This window comes from Microcoleus sp. B4-D4, from assembly GCF_036705185.1.
Lineage (GTDB): Bacteria > Cyanobacteriota > Cyanobacteriia > Cyanobacteriales > Microcoleaceae > Microcoleus.
The window spans coordinates 1-19,425 of the sequence record NZ_JAUBTX010000068.1; the positions used below are offsets into that span (position 1 = coordinate 1).

At 42.5% G+C, this 19,425-nt stretch carries 18 protein-coding genes and 3 pseudogenes; 11 read left to right on the plus strand and 10 right to left on the minus strand.

Features of this window, described 5'->3' with window-relative positions:
- Window positions 1-128: 128 nt before the first annotated feature.
- Window positions 129-704: pseudogene (locus QUB13_RS28225) on the plus strand (IS4 family transposase); the annotation flags it as partial.
- A gap of 146 nt (window positions 705-850) precedes the next feature.
- Here QUB13_RS28225 and QUB13_RS28230 read toward each other — a convergent pair.
- Complete coding sequence (locus QUB13_RS28230) at window positions 851-1,234, minus strand: hypothetical protein (RefSeq protein WP_333387846.1); 384 nt, start codon at window positions 1,232-1,234, stop codon at window positions 851-853.
- A 6-nt stretch (window positions 1,235-1,240) separates the two neighbouring features.
- Entirely contained in the window at window positions 1,241-1,867 is a 627-nt protein-coding gene (locus tag QUB13_RS28235) for a transposase (protein ID WP_333387849.1), read from the minus strand.
- A 105-nt stretch (window positions 1,868-1,972) separates the two neighbouring features.
- Between QUB13_RS28235 and QUB13_RS28240 the strand changes: the two are divergent.
- Window positions 1,973-2,659: pseudogene (locus QUB13_RS28240) on the plus strand (transposase); the annotation flags it as partial.
- A gap of 206 nt (window positions 2,660-2,865) precedes the next feature.
- Here the strand turns inward: QUB13_RS28240 and QUB13_RS28245 are convergent.
- Window positions 2,866-3,063, minus strand: coding sequence for a hypothetical protein (locus tag QUB13_RS28245; RefSeq protein WP_333387852.1), 198 nt, complete (start codon window positions 3,061-3,063; stop codon window positions 2,866-2,868).
- Complete coding sequence (locus QUB13_RS28250) at window positions 3,044-3,520, minus strand: Panacea domain-containing protein (protein ID WP_333387854.1); 477 nt, start codon at window positions 3,518-3,520, stop codon at window positions 3,044-3,046. Before QUB13_RS28250 ends, QUB13_RS28245 begins: the two co-directional genes overlap by 20 nt.
- Window positions 3,521-3,646: 126 nt before the next feature.
- Between QUB13_RS28250 and QUB13_RS28255 the strand changes: the two genes are divergently transcribed.
- Together QUB13_RS28255 and QUB13_RS28260 are read left to right on the plus strand one after the other, a co-directional pair.
- Window positions 3,647-4,027 (plus strand): hypothetical protein, encoded by a 381-nt coding sequence (locus tag QUB13_RS28255; RefSeq protein ID WP_333387857.1) that lies wholly within the window; start codon window positions 3,647-3,649, stop codon window positions 4,025-4,027.
- Window positions 4,028-4,053: 26 nt separating this feature from the next.
- Window positions 4,054-4,350, plus strand: coding sequence for a hypothetical protein (locus QUB13_RS28260; protein WP_333387860.1), 297 nt, complete (start codon window positions 4,054-4,056; stop codon window positions 4,348-4,350).
- Window positions 4,351-4,355: 5 nt separating this feature from the next.
- Here QUB13_RS28260 and QUB13_RS28265 read toward each other — a convergent pair whose 3' ends face one another.
- Window positions 4,356-5,771 (minus strand): NB-ARC domain-containing protein, encoded by a 1,416-nt coding sequence (locus QUB13_RS28265; RefSeq protein WP_333387863.1) that lies wholly within the window; start codon window positions 5,769-5,771, stop codon window positions 4,356-4,358.
- A gap of 201 nt (window positions 5,772-5,972) precedes the next feature.
- On the opposite strand from QUB13_RS28265, the gene QUB13_RS28270 reads away from it, so the two are divergent.
- The 5 genes and pseudogenes from QUB13_RS28270 (at window position 5,973) to QUB13_RS28290 (ending at window position 9,337) form a co-directional block, all read left to right on the plus strand.
- Window positions 5,973-6,710 (plus strand): alanine--tRNA ligase-related protein, encoded by a 738-nt coding sequence (locus QUB13_RS28270; RefSeq protein ID WP_333387866.1) that lies wholly within the window; start codon window positions 5,973-5,975, stop codon window positions 6,708-6,710.
- Window positions 6,711-6,798: 88 nt separating this feature from the next.
- Entirely contained in the window at window positions 6,799-7,620 is an 822-nt protein-coding gene (locus QUB13_RS28275; protein WP_333387870.1) for a hypothetical protein, read from the plus strand.
- Window positions 7,621-7,746: 126 nt separating this feature from the next.
- On the plus strand, window positions 7,747-8,526 hold the full coding sequence (locus tag QUB13_RS28280; RefSeq protein ID WP_333387873.1) for a 2OG-Fe(II)-dependent halogenase WelO5 family protein: 780 nt from the start codon (window positions 7,747-7,749) through the stop codon (window positions 8,524-8,526).
- Window positions 8,527-8,733: 207 nt separating this feature from the next.
- The gene (gene vapB / locus QUB13_RS28285) at window positions 8,734-8,955 is read left to right on the plus strand and encodes a type II toxin-antitoxin system VapB family antitoxin (RefSeq protein WP_333387876.1); all 222 of its coding nucleotides are present in this window, start codon (window positions 8,734-8,736) and stop codon (window positions 8,953-8,955) included.
- Between the two features lies 1 nt (window position 8,956).
- A pseudogene (locus QUB13_RS28290) lies at window positions 8,957-9,337 on the plus strand (type II toxin-antitoxin system VapC family toxin).
- Between the two features lie 274 nt (window positions 9,338-9,611).
- Here QUB13_RS28290 and QUB13_RS28295 read toward each other — a convergent pair.
- On the minus strand, window positions 9,612-9,905 hold the full coding sequence (locus tag QUB13_RS28295) for a TIGR03792 family protein (protein WP_333387879.1): 294 nt from the start codon (window positions 9,903-9,905) through the stop codon (window positions 9,612-9,614).
- A 48-nt stretch (window positions 9,906-9,953) separates the two neighbouring features.
- Between QUB13_RS28295 and QUB13_RS28300 the strand changes: the two genes are divergently transcribed.
- Complete coding sequence (locus QUB13_RS28300; protein WP_333387882.1) at window positions 9,954-10,088, plus strand: hypothetical protein; 135 nt, start codon at window positions 9,954-9,956, stop codon at window positions 10,086-10,088.
- A gap of 204 nt (window positions 10,089-10,292) precedes the next feature.
- Here QUB13_RS28300 and QUB13_RS28305 read toward each other — a convergent pair whose 3' ends face one another.
- The 4 genes from QUB13_RS28305 to QUB13_RS28320 all read right to left on the minus strand — a co-directional run bounded on the left by QUB13_RS28305 (window position 10,293) and on the right by QUB13_RS28320 (window position 15,824).
- On the minus strand, window positions 10,293-12,503 hold the full coding sequence (locus QUB13_RS28305; protein ID WP_333387885.1) for a PAS domain-containing sensor histidine kinase: 2,211 nt from the start codon (window positions 12,501-12,503) through the stop codon (window positions 10,293-10,295).
- Between the two features lie 396 nt (window positions 12,504-12,899).
- Window positions 12,900-14,108, minus strand: a complete 1,209-nt coding sequence (locus QUB13_RS28310; protein WP_333091371.1) for an AAA family ATPase — start codon at window positions 14,106-14,108, stop codon at window positions 12,900-12,902.
- A gap of 70 nt (window positions 14,109-14,178) precedes the next feature.
- Complete coding sequence (locus tag QUB13_RS28315; RefSeq protein WP_333387889.1) at window positions 14,179-14,724, minus strand: RNA 2'-phosphotransferase; 546 nt, start codon at window positions 14,722-14,724, stop codon at window positions 14,179-14,181.
- 416 nt (window positions 14,725-15,140) lie between these two features.
- On the minus strand, window positions 15,141-15,824 hold the full coding sequence (locus QUB13_RS28320) for a class I SAM-dependent methyltransferase (protein WP_333387892.1): 684 nt from the start codon (window positions 15,822-15,824) through the stop codon (window positions 15,141-15,143).
- Between the two features lie 447 nt (window positions 15,825-16,271).
- Between QUB13_RS28320 and QUB13_RS28325 the strand changes: the two genes are divergently transcribed.
- Complete coding sequence (locus QUB13_RS28325) at window positions 16,272-19,094, plus strand: diguanylate cyclase (protein WP_333387894.1); 2,823 nt, start codon at window positions 16,272-16,274, stop codon at window positions 19,092-19,094.
- The last annotated feature ends 331 nt before the right edge of the window (window positions 19,095-19,425 follow it).

Genomic DNA, 19,425 nt, shown 5'->3' on the forward strand with positions numbered 1-19,425 from the left:
TTTTCGGTTAAAATCCCAGGGACTTTTTGGCTCTGATCGGGGAGCGTCCCTGTTCCAAAACTGTCCGAAGTATTGAAGTAGAAAACGAAGCGGTAGCGAATTACCTGGAAGATTTATTAATTCCAGCAATGGCGGCCCAAAAAACTTTTTATCGCCAACTAAATTTAAGAGATAGAATTCTAACACTACCGTTAATGATGGCCTCCGTATTAAGTTTATTATGGCGAGACGTAGCAGGAGTAACAGAATTAACCAGATTATTAAAGAGAGAAGGCTTTTTATGGTGTCAGCCACAAGAAATTAGCCAACAAGCATTATCACTCAGATTTTTAACTTTTCCAGCTATTTTGTTTGAAAAAGTATTTAAAGAATTACTACCTCATTTTCGACAAAAATGGTTGATGAGAAAGTCGAGACTATTACCAAATAGCGTACAATTTGCCTTAAAAAACTTTGAAAATATCTGGATAGCAGACGGCTCAACATTAGAAGCATTATTTCGGAAACTAGAAAGTTTATCAGATGTTCCAATTGGTCAATTAGCCGGGAAAATGGGAGTAATAATAGACCTAGTAACTCATCTTCCTTTATAAATTTGGTTTTGGACAAATCCGAAACAAGCAGATACCCATTGGGAAGAAGATTTACTAAAAACAGTTAAGCCAAAAACTTTGCTGTTACTGGATAGAGGGTTCTATCACTTCTGTCGGGGCGACAAGTCGCCTATAACGCTGATAGAATAAGCCTCATAGCTCTTATGCCTTGTTGATAATTAGGTAGTTTATGTGGAGACAAAGACATTAATTCAACAACAACCTGCCAATTACTAGACATTGAATCGACCCATGATTCACCCGCCTCGTCCAATATAAAAAGTGCTATGTCTAGCATATTTTCTGTGGCTTTCTGTTTTTCTGCCTAGATATTCTTGAACTTGCTTTGATTTAATATCTATCCCTTGAATGATACTCTTTAAGTATGATAGCGATAGCAAAATTAATAATTTACTCAATCGGTCGCCCGTTAAATTAGTCTTCTCTAGGTTATAGCCTCCGCCTTTAAAATCTCTAAACATTTCTTCAATTCCAAATCTTTTTGCATAAGCATCAACTGCGGCTTGTATATCTGCCAAGTTGGTCAGAATATACCAAGGTTCTTCTGTGGTAAAATTTCGATATTTACCCAGCCACTTACCGGCTTTATTAAACCCCGTAATAGGTGCTGTTTTTCTCATCGTTACTTATTGATTGAAAAAGCTATTTCCTGGCTCTAATCCTAGCATTTTTAGTTCAGCCCATAACTCCTCTTCAATCTTGATACAAACATTCTTTTTTAGTCGCAAACAGAAATGTACTTTCTTCTCCCTCAGCCAGTTGGCGAGGGTAACGCTACAAAATTCACGATCTCCTAACACTATCAATTTATAATCTGATAAAGTGGCAAATACTGGCGTTAATACGAATTGTTGATTTTCTAATGTGCTGTTTCCTTGTTTGTCAAGCATTTTCCAATAAATAGGAATAGCTCTTTTTCGCCAAATCATGCTGACCATCAAAATATTATTGGATTGCCATTTGGTTCGGTCTATTGCTAAATATACAACCTTATTCTGTTTGACAGTACCTTTAATCCAACCAATTACCAGTGACAGCCAAATATTATCTAGAACCCATTCATCGTCCGATAAAAATCTCTGAACTTTTTTTATTCTACTTTCAAATTTAATGGGCATCGCTAGTTTTGTCGCTATGCTTTCTAATGTGACTTCTTTAATCGATTGCACTACTTGAATCAATAAAATTGTCAATAAGTAATTAGAACGTGTCAGCTTTTCTGACAAATGGGCATGATATAATTCTGGTATCATTTAATTGTTTTTGGGTAAGAAGCTTTCTTACCCTATCTTTTTTGAGGCGATTTGTCTAGGATTGCCTCAGAGTCTGTTTTTCAGGCGACTTGTCGCCCCGTCAGCTATCACTTCGCTTTTTGGTCAAAATTAATTGAGCAAGAAATTGGATTTATCACTCGAATTAAGAAAGGTGAATCTTATCAAGTAAAACGGGTATTAACCAATACCTATGATGTTAAAGACCAGATAATTCAGATAGGTGCAGGGACAAAAAAGACACCAAGTTTGACTATAAGATTAGTACAAATTTGCTCGAAAAATAGCTGGCGTTCTTATCTGACGAGTATCCGAGAACCCGAAATATTGCCCCCATATGTAGTGGCAGATTTATATCAAAGACGCTGGCGAATTGAAGACGCCTTTTGTCTAGTAAAGAGACTCCTAAATTTAAGTTATTTATGGACAGGTTCTGTCAACGGAATCCAGCTCCAAATCTGGGCTACCTGGCTATTTTATGCGGTTATGGTAGACTTAGGGGATGCCGTTGCAGATGAATTAGGAGTGCCAATTGAACGTGTTTCATTAGAAATGATTTATCGGGGAATGTATCATTTTTCTGTGGCCTATCAAAAAGGATTAGCTTCTGACCTCGTTAAGTATTTTGCTGACGAGAAAAATCAAGATTTAGGGATTGTTAAGCGACAACGAAAACCTCAGATAAGGCTAATTATTTCTCCTTTCCCTGGAACTCAAAGAAGTCCCGAACAATTTTTTTTAAATAATAAAGGAACAAATGGAGTCATATTTTAATTGGTATCTCGGTAAAAAAATGAGTAAGATTACTCATTGACAACAGTGCTTTTAGCTTAACTTGTGAGTAATGGGTAGGGAACATTTACTAGGATATCTTCGTTGGGAATACCAAAGCCATTAGGTTCAGTAGTATTTTTCCAAACTATCCCATGACACCGCAGACTTTTACTTTGATTGTTGATAATTTCTCGAACGTTCAATTGTCACAAATCGCGCAGCCTTCTCAAGAGAGATGCTAGATACTTAGCATCTCTACCGCCAATTGAAAACTTATCTTTATCATCCTGATAATACCTAAAGGAAAAACTAATTCCTTCCGGTATTTTGACATCTAGACGATTGATGCTAGATAAAGATTGCTGGCGGCGTAGATCTGCTTTTTTAATTTTCTTCGATGACACGGGTTTTGTAAAATTCTCGCATTAATTCCTTCGTAATAATAGCATGAGAAGGCTCATCTTTTGGCAACCTACCTCTAGCTTTAATCCAAGGGTCTTCGCGGCGCACCATCAATTCTAACTCATAGGCATCCAGAAAGAAATACTCGTCGGACAACTCATCTAAAAACTCTTGTACTTTTTCGGGAAATTCGGGTTTTTCGACTTCTTTGAGAATTGGCTTCCAGTCAAATTGTTCTTTGTATTCGTAAAATAAAGACGGAATAGTCGGCCCGTGCACCCAAGCTTCAAAATCTTCATCAAACAGCGGTGTATCCTCAAATGCTAAATACCATGCTTGGGCATAGTACAATAGTTTTTGTAGCTTGTGGTTGCTGAGATAAGAGCCGACATCATTGGCAAACCAGATGTAGTAATCTGCGAGTTGGGAGGCTGTTGTGACTGTAGTTATTGTGGTCATACAACTCGAATCAATATGTTTTGTATTCTATGATAGCACAGTCTTAGGTTTTATAATTTTTGTGTAATGCTCAATAGGCTATGATATGTTTGTTTGCAGTTCAGTTTTTCTCAGGTAAAGTTAAAGTTGATTTTTGATGAAGGTAGGCAATTAGAGATTGTGCAAGCAATTGAGCGGGTGAGAGACGGAATTTTCTGGAAACTTGGAAAAGCAATGTCTCATTTACTCAAAAGGATTAATTTACGTCATTTAGGGCCGGATGCGACCCTTGAAGAATATAATGGAGTTATCAGTTTAATTGTTAGGGATGCTGATGCTAAAGTTTATCTGTATGTCTACGGAGAAACGTTTTATCCGACAGTTACCAGCAGTGTAAACAACACAATATGGCTGGTAATGATGGGCTTGGATGGATTTTTAGAAACGGCTTTTCCTCCAAAGGAACCGGAAAGCTACCTGGCTAATTCAATGTTTATTTATGTAGGTTTAGTTAAGGATTTGTTATGAATACTTTGGTGAAAAACTATTGTGTAATGGTAGAATTTCCTGATGTGAGTGGGGCTGAACATTTAGAAATGTTGCAACTTAGAGATGAGTTGGCAAAAGTTGAATCTCAACTGAGTGATGAAGAGAAAGGTTTATTAGCAAATGCCGATCGACGGTTAGTTGAACAAGCAAGGGAGTTTTATCAGGAGTTGTCGAGATTTGTAGATTTAACCCAGAAGCGCAAATTTGAGGAGATTACACCTCAGCGTTGGTGGTGGTATTTGGATGTTTTGGCATTGTTGCCGAATTTGAGGAAACAAGAGTTGACAAGCGGTGTTGTTTGAAATGTTTATTCATGGTCGATGTTTGTTAAGTGCGATCGTCGAGTTTTGATATACTGCTTCATTACAGGTGACAAAGTGTAAAGATTTTCCTGTTTTTCTATCAAGCAGCGCCGCGATAGAGAGTGCAATGCGTTTAGCAAATATGATGATGATATTTGTCCATGTTGTAGCAATTTGGCGAAGTTGACTGGCTGGTTTTCTGCAGCCAACAATGACATGACTTGTTTTTCTAGTTCGGAAGTGCGATCGTACTGCTGCTGTAAAACATCTTTCAAATCTTCGGGTAACAATATGGTATCATCTAGTAATAACTCTGTCGCGCTGATTCCCAACTCTTGAATCAGAGTCGCCACGCTTTTTAACCAGAAGGGATTGCCTTGGTAGGGGTGAATGAGTGCTTCGCAGTTATCGATTTCTGTTAATCCTTTATCTCTGAGGATTTCCCGTGCGGCTGCGGTGTCTAAACCAGTGAGTTGTAAAGTACGAATGGGAGTATTTTCGCTGGTGAGTTGAGGCACTTCTTTCGGCGGTTCCCAACCGACTAGCAGAAAGCAACTTTGATGGGATAATTTTTCTATCTGTTTGAATAAAGAGCGATATTCTTCGTAATTTGGTTTATATTTTCCTGCCAATTCGCCGCTACAGAAAAGGTTGTGAACGTCATCTAATACTACTAAACAGCGATGGTTTTGCAAATACTTAATCAGCGGTAAGCGTTTCTGGTTTGTTGGGGATGAATCTGGGTTTTCTGACTGGGAAAAAAGCTGTGTTAGGTTAGATTGAAATTTATCGATGGTGGGGAATTCGTTTAGTGTGAACCAAGCTGCGTATTCAAACTCGTCTTTGATTTGTTGTACGAGTTGTACTGCTAGGGATGTTTTGCCGATGCCGCTGATACCGGTGAGGGTGATGAGGCGGCAGTTTTGTTGTAGAATCCAGGTGGTGAGGGTGTGGAGTTCGAGGGTGCGATCGAAGAAATTACCCAACTCTGGCATTTCGCTTAAATCTTGATGTAGAGTTTTAGTTGGTTTTGCGTTAGCTGTTTCCTGATTTGGTGGATCTGAGTTTGGGATATCTGGTGGGTATCTCGCTTCTCCACAGGTGTTAAAATTACCACTGATGTGTTGTTCGATGACGTTTTGTGTAAAGTTTGAAACATTAGAAACTCGGAACCTCTGAATTGCCGATTGAAAATTCTTTTTATTGACATCTTCTCCAAACTCTTCTGAAAGTATTTGCCATAGTTCCGAACCTACTTTCCTCACACTACTTTCCGAACACTCAAATTTTTTGGCTATTTGCTTGTAAGTCTCACGTTGTACAGTGCCTTGGAGTACGGCTTCTTGTAAGTCGTCTAGATGCTCACCGGTTTTATCGAAGACTATCTTATCGGCAATTTTTAAGGCTTCTTTTATGCTCATTGGGTAGAGAAATACGAATTTTTTGTATGATAGCTCACATTTAGGAACTGTTTAATACATTTTTCTACATTATTGCATAAAAGTAGATGAAATGGGGCAGATGGGGAGACGGGCATGAGGACAAATTTGAACATTTTTGGGATAGACAAGGAAGTTATAATTAGGAAATTACCTTCAAGTTAGCTGTGAGGCGGTTAAGGAATGGAGCAGCGTATGGCGACCGAGCTTGTTTACCTTGAAGATACGTATAAGTTCACGTACAAAGCCCAGGTAGAATATCTCGCTAACGATGAGCGTGGGCAGTATTGTATTTTAGATCAAACCATCTTCTACCCACAAGGCGGAGGGCAGCCATCAGATACGGGCTTTTTTGAAGCCAAAGGTGTCCAGATGCCAATCTCTTTTGTCACTTTTGTAGAGGGTGAGGTTCGCCATTACGGTGATTTCTCAGAAACTCTACTAGAAAAAGGTGAGGAGGTTTTGCTGTTTGTAGATGAAGACCGTCGTATAACCAATGCAAAAGCACACACATCTGGACACTTGCTTGCTGATGTTGTTGAAAGCTTAGGCAAAGGTGTGATTGCTTTCAAGGGCTATCATTTTCCAGATGGGTCTTATGTTGAATTTCAAGGCAATATTCCCCCAGAGGAATCTGAATCATTTATTTCGGAGGTCAACAATCGCTTACGCGAGATTTTGTCTTCGGGTGGAAATATTCAAGCGTCTCTTGTGATGCTTGAAGACCTTAAAGCCCTTTGCTCAAATATCCGAACAAACTTACCACCGGATAAGCCCATGCGAGTAGTCACAATGGGTGCTTTTCAGCCTACTCCGTGTGGCGGCACACATCTTAAGTCCTTAAGTGAGTTGAAAGAAATTGCAGTTACGAAAATAAAACGCCTGAAAGGGAACACCAAGATTAGCTACAGGTTTGCATAAGTGGGGAGGCTGTTAGCCTGAATAAAAGATGGACTAACAGCTTTCCTAGAATAGTTACGAAGCAACATATAACAATAAAAACTAATAGATGAAGTCTGCCATTCGTAATGAAAACTTGTGTGCTACAATCGAAGTTGACGCAGCAGTGCCACTGTTGCGCGTAAATGGTCTGACTTATGACTGTTGCGATATTCGTGAAGCTGAACTATTCTACAACATCATAGAATGTCATCCTAAAATTCTGACTTACGATCAGATTATTGAACGTATATTGAAAAAGTACGGTATTGCAGATGACTTGTATTCAGATCCGATTCACTACATACGGAAGAAGAAACTCGGTCTATGCAAACTGTTATCGGAAACAACAGGCTTCCAACAAGAAGAAATTATTATCAATGTTCGTAAGGTTGGCTATAGATTAAAAACAGGATGGGAGAGAGTATATAGTTTTTCTTCAGACATCTTACAGGATAATGCTGCTGAGGTTCAGAAAAAGACAAACGAGGTACTCAGCCGATTAGATTTACTTCTAGCTGAGATTAGTAGCTTGAAGAGCATAATTGAAGAGACAATTGACTTGTCAAAGCGCTTAGAACTAAGCAGAATTAGTAACGTTCAAGAAGACCTGACACTTGTGTTGAACCACGAGGGTCACGAGCAGGCTATTGCTGCCTTAGCAGAAAGATTCACAAGCATGGGGAGAAAATTGTTTACCCTGTTAGAAATTAACCCATTTGATAGTCGGCATATTCGGATAATGAGAATTATAGAGACAATTTTTTCATACGTCACAATGTCGCGACAAGGTACTAATATCTCAGAAGCAACTTGGCGAATGTTATTCGATCGGGAGCTTATATCTCATTATGAAAGCCTTGTTGCTGAGTGTATTTTGCCTCATTTATAGATACAGAACTCCAACTTGAAGAATTAAACTGGTATTTTTCTAGTATTCTTTGGAACAATACGGGAATTTATTTTATATTTTCTGATGACTACGATTAGAGCATGGTCACGAAACGAGGTTTTTACCATGCTTACACTTCAAAAATGGTCTACCCTAGAAGACTCGATTTTCACGGCTGAGACGCTGGAAGCACTTTTGAGAAATGACATTCCAGCAATTCGTATTTCTCAATTTGCGACTGTAGAAGAATGCCATAAATTAGCCGAGGTTGCTGAATTGGTTGGCTTTGATTTTTATGAGAATGTAGAACCACCAATCGGACGAATCGGCATCACTCAATTTGAATTTGGCAATTCTAGTAAGCTGGGATATTTTGATGCCGTTCATCAAGCAGATTTTAGAAGACAGCAAATTGTCTCTCTATCGTTCGATCCTCTAGAACGTCTTGCTATGCTATTGCGACAGCACACTGCTAGCAAGGTGGGGATTGCACAAGAAAATGAGCAGTTGGGTGAGTATTTTGCTGGATTAATCCGTCACATCAACGTAGCCCTGCTTCATCTCGATTTTGCACAACTTGATGCACCTGATTGGGAAATAGGGCACTGTGTGGCACAACTGGCGTGGAATCTGTACCTCAAAGTTCCTAAACATGGCGGTGAATGTGTTGTATATAATCGGCAGTGGTGCGTGAATGATCAGCAATATAAGCTCCCAGGCTCGTACAGTTATGATACGAATTTGGTGAAAAATTCGCAAGCTAAATACATCACTCCAGTTTTAGGTGATCTAGTTTTGTTCAACAGTCGAAACTTTCACCAAGTTCTTCCAGGAGAGGGAGAACGCATCACAATGAGTTCATTTATTGGTAAGATGCCCAAAGGAAACCTGGTGTTTTGGTCATAGACCTTATCGGCTCACATACTAAATTGAGAACAGTAGCGATCGCCCCATCAAAACAAACAGCGATCGCCCTTTCTTGTTTCTGATGACCGATCGCCTAAAATGAAAGAGCGATCGCCCATAAGTCAAGAACTCATGCACACCCTATGACCATCACTGCAATTACAGTATAATGAGTAAGCATGATATAGTAAAAATTGCACAAAAATTATGACTACCGATCTACAGATTTTTCAAACTGTCGTCAAGATGCCAGAATCTCTCAAACAAGAGATATTGCATTATGCAAAATATTTACTTGAAAAACACGCCAAAACTGAATCATCTGCAAAACAACTTGAACAACCTCATGGTTATGGTAGTTGGGCCGGTCAAATCGTCATGTCTGATGATTTCGATGAACCGCTGGAAGATTTAAAGGAATATACATAACATGGAATTTCTTTTAGATACTCATGCCTTTCTGTGGTACTTGCTTGGCGATTCCAATCTCGGTAGTAAAGCAAAAGAAGCGATCGATACTAAAACAGGTTTGTATTTTAGTATTGCCAGCCTGTGGGAAATCTCCATTAAAATTAATGTTGGCAAGCTTCAACTGAATCGGTGATTTGAAGACCTACCGAAGGAATTGGAATACATTAAAGTTCAAATTCTACCCATTACATTTGAAGACACTGAGATTTACACAAGTCTTCCCCTGCATCATCGAGATCCGTTCGATCGCATTTTGGTAGCACAGGGGATGAATCATTCGCTTGTTTTGATTAGTCGCGATGAGGCTTTTGATGCTTATCCAATTCAGCGGGTGTGGTGATGAAGAAGGCAAAAATTTTATACTTGCGATCGCCCTTGGCACCAAATACCAAACACTGCGATGATAGGACGGAGGTGCGATCGCCCTTCACACATTAAGAGCGAGATCCCCACCAAAATAAAAGGCGATCCCTATTATCTGTAGAGGTATATTTTTGTGTGTCGATATATTCTGGATACTGATTGTATTTCACTGATTCTCTACAATCACCCGCAAGTCACAGCGCTCACCCACCAACCATACTAATGACTAATGACTAATGACTAATGACTAACTAAGGCAAGAAGTGGGGAACTTGATATTCGCGACTTTCGGCGATCGCAATTTGCAAATCGCCCATTTGGGCATCCAACTCCTCGATTGTGCTTTGTGACACCGACTTCCACTTCTCCCTAGTTTCCCAGCGGATCAACATCACCACCTCATTTTCCACCGCATCCACCCAAATTTCCTTACCCAAAAAACCGGGGAAATTTTTTAGTCCTGCTGTCCAAACTTCTTCATCTCGCAGGATAAACTGCTCCCACTTTTCGGGAGGTACTTTAAATCTCAGCCACTCAATTACCATATTATTTTCCCCTTATAAATCAACCGATTTTAGATTTTAGATTTTAGCATGGACTATACCGTCACACGGGGCGCTTATGGAGCATCTCCGGCTTTGAAGAAAAAGATGTTTTATGGAGTTAACCAGCGGTGCAATAGACTTGAGTTGCAGAAGTTTTTTCTCAATCCAGAAACCGCAGATTAAAGGCAGATGCAACACTGATTGACGCAGATGATTTTAGGGTATTTTCTGATTTATGCAATTGCTAGTCTATTGCCAAAAATCGGGGAACAGCATTATTAAATGCAAAACCCAGATTCTCCAGATGGTTAAATATGAGTTAGGCAAAAAAATGTTTGACGCACTATTTATAACCGGTACAATAAGTCCAGCTTTGGGTGAGGCAAATTAATCGTTACCGATCGCAATTTTAACTATCAACTCAGTTCCCTGTCCCGGACGAGAAACACAGTGCAGCTTACCGCCATGCTTTTCTACTACTAAATGCTGCGATATTGCCAGACCCAAACCTGTGCTCGTCTCTGGACATTTAGTGGTAAATAAAGGATCAAAGATGCAGTCGAGAACTTCTTCCGTCATCCCCGGGCCGTTGTCGCTAATTGCGATCGCAACTTCGCTTGAACTTACCAAAAACGTCCGAATCCGAATTTCGGGATTGAATATTTCAGTTTCCGAACCGCCCCCAGACAACAAAGACTGACTTTGAATTGTACCACACCTTTGCGGATTTCTTCCTCCTTCTTCCAAAGCGTCGATCGCATTTGTCAACAAGTGCATGAACACTTGATTTAACTGTCCCGGATAGCAGCGGATTCGCGGCAAATCTGCGTATTCCTTAACTAGAGAAATTCCCGGTCGTCCGCCTTTAGCTTGCAGACGATTTTGCAAAATTAGTACAGTGCTGTCCAAACCTTCGTGGATATCTACAGGCTTCATTTGGGCTGCGTCAGTACGCGAGAACAACCGGAGCGATCGCACAACATCCCGAATCCTTTGGGAACCTACTTTCATTGAATTTAGCAGTTTTGGCAAGTCTTTTTTGATGAAATCTAAGTCTAAGTCTTCCATCCAATCATGAATTTCTGCCACCGGCTCGGGATAATGCTTTTGGTAAAGCTCGATCGACTTCAAAAGTTCTTGAATGTAGCCCGTGGCGTGGCTGACATTCCCGGAAATAAAACTCACTGGATTGTTTATTTCGTGCGCTATTCCTGCTACCAACTGCCCCAGACTAGACATTTTTTCAGTTTGGATCAGTTGAGTTTGAGTTCGTTGCAAAACTAACAAAGTTTGCTCTAATTTCGCCGCTTGCTGTCGCAGGCGTTCTTCCGACTCTTGCAAAGCGAATAGAGATTGTTTGCTTTCTGTAATGTCCAATCCCACAAATACCGCCGCCGTATTTTTATGATATTTTTGAGCGACTATTAAATAAGTTTTATCTTCTCCTCTGATGTTTGTTATTACTTCTTGAGATGTCTTCTTTTGGGGGCTGGCAAAAAAATCGTATACTAAATCGTTAAATTTAGGGCTTGTATCTAAAAAACCAACTTTCTGACCAGAAAATATTTCAGCCGGCATTTGGTAAGCAGTAGCTAAATGTCGATTTACTCCCAAGTAACGCAAATCGGAACTTACCCAAGAAACTAATCCAGGTACGGCATCCAAGACGGCTTGAAGTTGCTCTTTTGCTTCTAAAAGCGCTGATTCGGCTGCGATACGAGCCGAAATGTCTCTGGCGATCGCGCAGCAGTATTCACAACCGCCGTATTCTAAATAATTGACTTTAACTTCGACGGGAAAACAGGCACCATTTCGGGTTTTGTAAGTGGCTTTAAAAGTGAAGTTGCTTTGCTGTTTGAGTTTCTCCCAGAGTTCCGGCCAATCCGATACTGAAAACTGCGAATCGATGTCGCTAACTGTCAGGTTTAGCAGTTCCGATTCCGAGTAACCAAACAGATTACAAGCGGCTTTGTTCGCGTAGCAAATTTGACCTTCGGCACTTGTGAAAAAAACTGTATCCGCAGCATTTTCGAGGGCAATTGGAGTTAGTTTTCGTTTGATTTCTAACTGCGGGGTTTTGACATTTGAGGTTAATTTATGGTAGCCATTTTTTGGGGCGAGTTCCTCAGCTATCTTTTCGGCAAACAGGAGCAAACCGCCGATCGCACCAGAGCAATTTTTCCAGGGCAAAAATACCCATTTTACCCGTCCGCTGCCACAGCCTTCGATTTGTTCTGCTTCACATACGGGCGATCGTCCTGTGACAAACTCGCTGTATTCCAAAACTCCAGTCAAACAAGCTCGAGCATTTTGTTGCCAATATTCCGGGAGATTCGGGAACAGTTCCCAATGAGAGCGGCCGATCGCCTCACCGCAGCCGATCGCGCCATCTGTTTCCCAGCGACTAGAAACCGACAGGTAGCGCATTTCACAATCTACCATTGCTACGGAGTCGGCGGAGCGCTCCACCAACCGCCGAAATCGCTCTTTACTCTCCAATACGTCTGCCTCTGGGGTTGCTGGTGGGCGATCGAAATTTTCCCGTCGGCAGACCTTCCCAGCCTCCGACTTTGTTGCTGAACTGGCGAGTGTTTGCACGGTTTCGGATTTCCTCCATAACTGTCAGTCAATTTGAGTTTTGAATTTTGAGATTTTGGATAAACTCCACAGATGAATCACTGGAGCTTGAACTTGCTTCTAAAATTTGGGATGCCGCGACAGCCCTGCCGCAGCCTGTATCGTTTTTAGGACGGTCAAGTTAGAAAAATTCTGTTTTTGATTAAAAATGCTGTTTCCCTGATTTGCTCTCTCGGGTGATACCCTTGGAGGGTATCACCCATCATTCATATCATTTTTCACGAAATGTGTCTATAGGTACTCAAAAAAATTTTACCTTAATTTTTCAATTCTGAAGAAATCTTCAGAATTGTGAGGTTTGGTAATAAGTCCAGCTCGTGCAATTATTTAAATTTTTTCTCAGTATTTTGTATTAAATTACACAAATTTTTGCGTAAATTCACTGGTAAAATCCACTCTCCCCTTCCGCAACATTGCAGGATCAAATCTTTCAGTTGTATTGCAAGTCATCAACACTACGAGTTTTTGCTGAAATTGAATGCCGTGTTCATCCATAACACTTTGATACAAAGTTCCATCCAGCAAACTCAAAATATGTTCAGTTTTGTTAGTGCGTTGGGCCGCATCGGTCGATCGATCTTGAGCCAAATTATCAGCCTCGTTAATAATGATACAAATCCGCTCCAAATAACTCGGCGGCACAAAATTTTCCACAGCATCGTGGTCTAAAATAAAAATCACATAACCCAGCGGCACCAAAATCTCCTTTGCTACCGCTTGCGTCCAAGCAGTTTTGCCAGTCCCCGGTTCACCGCTAACCAAAACAGCCAACTGATTTTGGTCGAGAATTGCCTGCTGAACCGTATCCGTAAAACTTTGAACATCCGCAGAAAAAGTCCGAATAGGGAACTGACTGTGAACCTGTCCCACGCGGCTTTTGTACCCGCTCAAAATCACCGCCAAATTGTAAGTAGCCTTGCTAACGAGCGGCGCAATATCTTTACAAATCAGAGTGTAGCAGCGTCTTCCCCTATCGTAGCTGTCAATTTGCAGCCAACAGCCCCATCGCTCCCAATAAGCATAAACAGTACCCAAAACTTCCAAGCGTTCCCAGCTTACAAACCGCTCCGGCGGATAAGAAAAATGCCGCTCCCTACAAGACTGAGTAATCGCATCCGGTTTCCCCAACAAATCCAGAACTTTGAAAACAGTAGTCTCCTGGAGTTTGTTCAGAACGTAGTCGATGGGAATGCTAGCGCGGCTGACCAATTGCACCACCGGAGTTTCAGTAACTAAAACGTCTTTGGAGCGGTAATCCGGGTAAACTGGCTGCGGAGTAATGTAATCCCAAAATTCATCAATTTCGTAGCGAGTATTTTCCGAGAATACATTTAAGATATTTGCCCACCAGGTATATTGATGCCGCCCCATTGCGTCGGCAATATCGCTAGCTGCATCCAAAGTTTTTTGAGCTAATTCTACCGGATCGCTAGATGCTAAATGCAGCAGGTGTTCCAAATCAAATTGACGGTAGAGAGGTCGCCAGCCAGAGCCGAGCAACCCTCGATTTTGAGGATTATTTTGAGTAAAATTGTTTTGGCGATCGCTCATATCTTCAGCACTCACTTATTGCAACTCCTACTTACTTTTATTTTAAAAGCTTCCGCGCCCATCTTCCACAAAAATACTAGATTTATCAATTGACTTTGAGATAATTCTGAGGCACAAAATCTACTAACCAAACTTGGTTATCCGAGCAGTAAAATGTACAACCGTCAAGCTGCATTGCTGCGGCATCTACAGCAAAGACTGCCGGGATGCCGTGTCGGGCACCTACTTTACGCGCTGTCTGAATATCCGCCGACAAATGAACGTGATGGCGCGACATTTTCCTAATTCCTTGACTGAGAATAGACTCGACCGCAGTGCTACCTGTTCCGTGGTATAAAATATCCGGGGGAACAGCGGGTTCTAACTGCAAGTCAACCTCTACGCTGTGTCCTTGGTTGGCACGAATTAGAGTACCTGTGGAGTCGAAGGAAAAGCGCTGTTTGTCATTTTCTGCGACTACTTGTTTGAGTTCTGCAAGCTGAAGGGGGAAGTTATTCTTTTGGCACGCATCGAGGAGTTCGCTCACCGGAACCCAGCCCCCCGGCCCGAGTTGAATGCCAATGCGCGAGGGCGCGTGGCGCAGGTGTCTGCTGAGATATTTGCTGATTTTGAGCGATCGCGAATCGTGCATAATTTAACTTGATTTATTGAGTAATTTTCTGGATCTATCTGGTTTATTTAATCTGTTAGTCTTGCGAAAGAGATTGAGCGAACAAAAGCGTATTGACTCTCGTCTTAGATCCTTGGTATTTCTAGTTTATACGCGAATATTTATCTTCCCTAATCCCCCTTAATAAAGAGATTTTGATTGCACTTCCGCTTCCCTCCTTAAGAAGGGGGGCTAGTTTGTAGGGTGCGTCTGCACCGATTGACTAAGTTTCAGCGTTTGAATTCTGAACCAAAGCTTCCGCTTAACGTTCCAATTTTTCAAAATTCAAGCAAGCAAAATTCTTTGGCGCAGCTTGGTTTCAAAATTACCATACTCAAAATTAGTAACAAAAGTTACTCATACTCTCAACTGATGTGCCTCGGCGCACCCTACAAAAACTACTTTCGGACAACTCCGCCAAAAATAGCAAAATTTAGATAGCGCCAGTGACAGGCTGCGTCCGCAAAACCTGCTTCTGCAAGCCACTTTGTTTGCTCTTCCACAGAGGAAGGAATATCTTCTTTTAAATAGTTTTGAAACCAGGCTGCATCATCTTCTCCGCTGGCTTTCATGTACTGCCGCCACAACTTTTCGTATTGCTCGGTCAGCTTGGGAGTAGCACCTGTCACAATGTCTCGAATTAGCAAGATTCCCTCTGGATTCATTGACTGGAAAAGCTGGTGAAATAGCTGTTGTTTCCCGGCGCTGTCTAGGTGGTGGATTGCTAACCCTGAAACTACCAAATCGTAACCGCTGCCGAAATCAGCTTCTGCGAAATTTCCCTGCTGCAATGTCAGGCGTTTTCCGAAAGCGGACAAGTTAGTTTGACAAATTTTCAGCATATTTTCCGCCATGTCAAAGGCTAGGACTTTCGCTTGAGGAAATGCTTGCATAATCAGAGCCGACAGTATGCCAGTCCCCGCGCCTAAATCCAGAATTTGTATGTTAGCATTGGTTTCAAAAGGTATTAACTGCAGTATTAAATCATGTTGCTCGCGATAGTGCGGAATGAGGCGGGGAATTAAACTGTCATAATCAAATGCTCTTTGTTCAAATTCCTCGCGTACATAGTTTAAATTCACAGACAATTTTTCTCTACCTGTTAATACTTGAGTGCGTTAATGCAGTTGGTCTGGTCTATTGTTAAATATACTACATTTGATAATACATAATATTTACAGGACTGTCAAGATGTAGAAGAAAATAATTTAACAGAAGTTCCCGACGATCGCCAGACACGGATTTTGTTAGCTTTTTCCCTGCCAGTTCTTTGAGAAATGTTAAGCTCCGACATCGATATGCTTGAGTAAAGGTGAAGCAGAATGCGGGAAACCCAGAAGCCTCGGGAAGAAGAAATTTTAAGGTAGATGCGACAGGCAAATTGTGAGAAAAAAGTTGAGAATTGTTACAGATGGCACGATTCGGTAAAATTCGAGAAAATATGCCCTCAGATTGACAAAATTTTGCCCAACAATCAATAAAATCTGAAGTGACTCCTTATTGGATGTGCGGACGGCCGAATTTTAATCATGAACAGATACAAAATATTGCACCCATTTGCGGGGAACAAAACAGTGATAATGAATCAGGATGTGAGTAGATTAGCTATCAGCCGTCAGGGAAAAATAGAAGCAATGGAAATCCAACAGCGGAGCAAGAATAAGACCGATCGCCAGCAACCAAACGCGCTCGATCGCCCAAACCAAAATTATATGACAAAAGAAGTAGATTTGTCGCTGCAAGAATGTTTAGATTTTAAAGGAGCGATCGACCGCTCGGCACTGGCGGTTAGGACAAACGCCCGAGGAATTATCAACTACGTCAGCGATCGAGTTTGTAGCATATCTAACTATTCGCGCGCCGAGCTGATCGGTCGCCATTTCGGAATTCTCTACTCGGAATATAAGTCTTCGGAATTGATCAAAAATTTGCGGTCAACTGTTGCCAAAAGTGAAGTTTGGCAAGGAGAAATTAAGAACCAAGCTAAGAATGGCAGCGATTATTGGGTTTATGCAGCAGTAGTTCCGCTGTTGGATTTTCAGGGAAAACCCTGTCAGTATTTGGCGATCGGATTCGACATCACCGATCGCAAAGCCGTTGAAGCAGCTCAAGCTCAAGCCCACCAGGCAAAAGACGAATTTTTGGCGGTCGCCTCCCACGAACTCCGATCGCCCCTGAGCGCGATTTTGGGATGGGTACAGCTAGCCCGATCGCGCAAGTTAAACGAAGCCACTACCAGCCGCGCTTTGGAAATCATCGAGCGCAACGCCAGACTGCAGAACCTGCAAATAGATAATCTCCTGGATCTTTCGCGGCTGCTGCGCGGAAAAATGCAGCTCAACGTCGGGCGGGTTCACCTCCCGTCTGTCGTGGAATCGGCGATCGACACCCTCAGCCCCGCCGCCGAAGCCAAAAACATCCGCATAGAAACAGATTTTGACCCCGCTGTCACCTACATTTTGGGAGATGCAGAACGCTTGCAGCAAGTAGTCTGGAATTTACTTGCTAACGCCATCAAATTTACCCCGGATTCCGCCCCCGGTCTAGTCCAAATACAGATCGAACCTACTACGTCGGGCGCGCTGATTCGCGTCAGCGACAGCGGTTGCGGGATTGACCCCAAATATCTGCCGTACATCTTTGACTACTTCCGCCCCACAGATAGCTTCCAAACCAAGGAACAAAACCGGCTCGGCTTGGGACTCTCCATTGTGCGGCAGTTGGTGGAACTGCACGGGGGAAATGTTTGGGGCCAGAGTCCCGGAATCGGACAGGGGGCTACGTTTGAGGTGCAGCTACCGGTGGCGAACAGCAAAAATCCGATCGCCCACAATGCTGCGCTGGGCGCAATGGAAAGTATATCAGGACAGGTTTCCAAACCCCTAGCGGGAAAGCAAGTGTTGGTGGTTGAAAGTAGCGCCGAGATCCGCGAATGTATGAAAACTGGTCTGGAAGCATTTGGAGCTAAGGTAACAGCGGTGGCTAGCGCCGGCGAAGCGATCGCCGAGTTGGAACAGTCGCGGCCAGACGTGTTGGTGAGCGATATGGCGGTGTCGGAAGCCGACGGCTGCGATTTGATCCGTCGCGTCAGAGCAATGGAAATGTCCCAGGACAGGGAACTGCTGCCGGCGTTGGCGCTCACGGAAGACCTGGGGGATGACGATGGATCGGCGCTCTCTGCGGGGTTTCAGAGGTATTTGTCGAAGCCTGTGTCCCCGCATCAGTTGGTGAGCGCGATCATCCAATTGGCTGGACAGAATGGATTTAGCTGCCAAGATTGCGGCGCGGGAAATGTCCGGGCGATCGCGCCTCCGTCCTCGCCGCCGGATTCTAAGAATTTTGACCGCACAATTGATCCAAATAAATCAACAAATAATAGACAAGAATTACCTCTGTTGCTGGTAGTAGAAGATAACAATTTTTTACTAGATTACCTTCAAAATTTATTAATTCCGTACTATCGAGTTGCCGTGGCTATAGACGGGATTGAAGGTTTAGAAAAAGCTAAACAATTGCGCCCAAATTTGATTTTGAGCGACCAAATCATGCCCCGACAAAATGGACTCGATCTGCTCAAGGAGATTCGCAATACGCCGGAATTGAATTCGACTCCGGTAATCTTTTTGACAGCGCGATCGGGGATGGAAGCTCGGATCGAAAGTTTGGATGCGGGTGCTGACGATTATATTGCAAAGCCTTTTGACGAGAGGGAATTGCTGGCGAGGGTAAGAAATTTGCTCAGAACCCACGCAGCCGAACAGCAATTGACGGTGCTCAATCGTCAGTTGCTGCAGCAAAAACGGCAGTTAGAAACGGTGAATAGATCCTTGCAATATTTGGCAACTTACGACAGTTTGACTGAGGTAAGAAACCGTCGCTTTTTTAATGACTATCTCGATACGGAATGGCGACGTTTGGCGAGGGAAGAAGCACCGCTGTCTTTGATTATGTGCGATATCGATTATTTCAAACTTTATAACGATACTTACGGGCACCAAGCGGGGGACGAATGTTTGCGACAGGTGGCTGCGGTTCTCCAGCGTTCGGTAAAGCGATCGGCTGATTTAGTTGCGCGTTACGGTGGAGAAGAATTTGCCATAGTTTTGCCGAATACGGATATTGATGGTGCCGCTTGCGTAGCTGAAATTATCAACCAACAGGTGAGAGATTTAGAGATACTTCACGCCAAGTCTAGTGTCAGCGAATACGTGACGCTGAGTTTGGGTGTGGCTTGCTGCATTCCAGCACCGATGTCGCAGCCGGCGGCGTTAATTGCGATCGCGGATGAGGCGCTTTATCGGGCGAAAGCTGCAGGGCGCGATCGGGTTTCGGTTGCCGCATTTGAAGCATAATAGTTATTAGAGTTGGGCTGCATAAATATTCGCTCTGTTAACCGCAGATTTCCAGCGGATTAACACCGATGGACGCAGATAATTCAATTTTGTCTGCGATTGAGTGCAGGGGGAACGAATCTTATTGAACACTGTTCATCAGTGGTGAGTATATTTTGAGATAAATTCACCATTCTTAGAAGCTATAGACACGCTTTGTAATGACTTTTTAGATAAAATAGGAACTGATTAATGGTGGTTTTTACTGGCTCTTCCTTCCTTCCTTCCTTCCTTCCTTCCTTCCTTCCTTCCTTCCTTCCTTCCTTCCTTCCTTCCTTCCTTCCTTCCTTCC

Bases quoted from the DNA above. Each gene is read 5' to 3' on its own strand.
- QUB13_RS28230 (WP_333387846.1), bottom strand. From the start codon at position 1,234: ATGAGAAAAACAGCACCTATTACGGGGTTTAATAAAGCCGGTAAGTGG.
- QUB13_RS28235 (WP_333387849.1), bottom strand. From the start codon at position 1,867: ATGATACCAGAATTATATCATGCCCATTTGTCAGAAAAGCTGACACGT.
- QUB13_RS28250 (WP_333387854.1), bottom strand. From the start codon at position 3,520: ATGACCACAATAACTACAGTCACAACAGCCTCCCAACTCGCAGATTAC.
- QUB13_RS28260 (WP_333387860.1), top strand. From the start codon at position 4,054: ATGGTAGAATTTCCTGATGTGAGTGGGGCTGAACATTTAGAAATGTTG.
- QUB13_RS28265 (WP_333387863.1), bottom strand. From the start codon at position 5,771: ATGAGCATAAAAGAAGCCTTAAAAATTGCCGATAAGATAGTCTTCGAT.
- QUB13_RS28270 (WP_333387866.1), top strand. From the start codon at position 5,973: ATGGAGCAGCGTATGGCGACCGAGCTTGTTTACCTTGAAGATACGTAT.
- QUB13_RS28275 (WP_333387870.1), top strand. From the start codon at position 6,799: ATGAAGTCTGCCATTCGTAATGAAAACTTGTGTGCTACAATCGAAGTT.
- QUB13_RS28280 (WP_333387873.1), top strand. From the start codon at position 7,747: ATGCTTACACTTCAAAAATGGTCTACCCTAGAAGACTCGATTTTCACG.
- vapB (WP_333387876.1), top strand. From the start codon at position 8,734: ATGACTACCGATCTACAGATTTTTCAAACTGTCGTCAAGATGCCAGAA.
- QUB13_RS28295 (WP_333387879.1), bottom strand. From the start codon at position 9,905: ATGGTAATTGAGTGGCTGAGATTTAAAGTACCTCCCGAAAAGTGGGAG.
- QUB13_RS28300 (WP_333387882.1), top strand. From the start codon at position 9,954: ATGGACTATACCGTCACACGGGGCGCTTATGGAGCATCTCCGGCTTTG.
- QUB13_RS28315 (WP_333387889.1), bottom strand. From the start codon at position 14,724: ATGCACGATTCGCGATCGCTCAAAATCAGCAAATATCTCAGCAGACAC.
- QUB13_RS28325 (WP_333387894.1), top strand. From the start codon at position 16,272: ATGAACAGATACAAAATATTGCACCCATTTGCGGGGAACAAAACAGTG.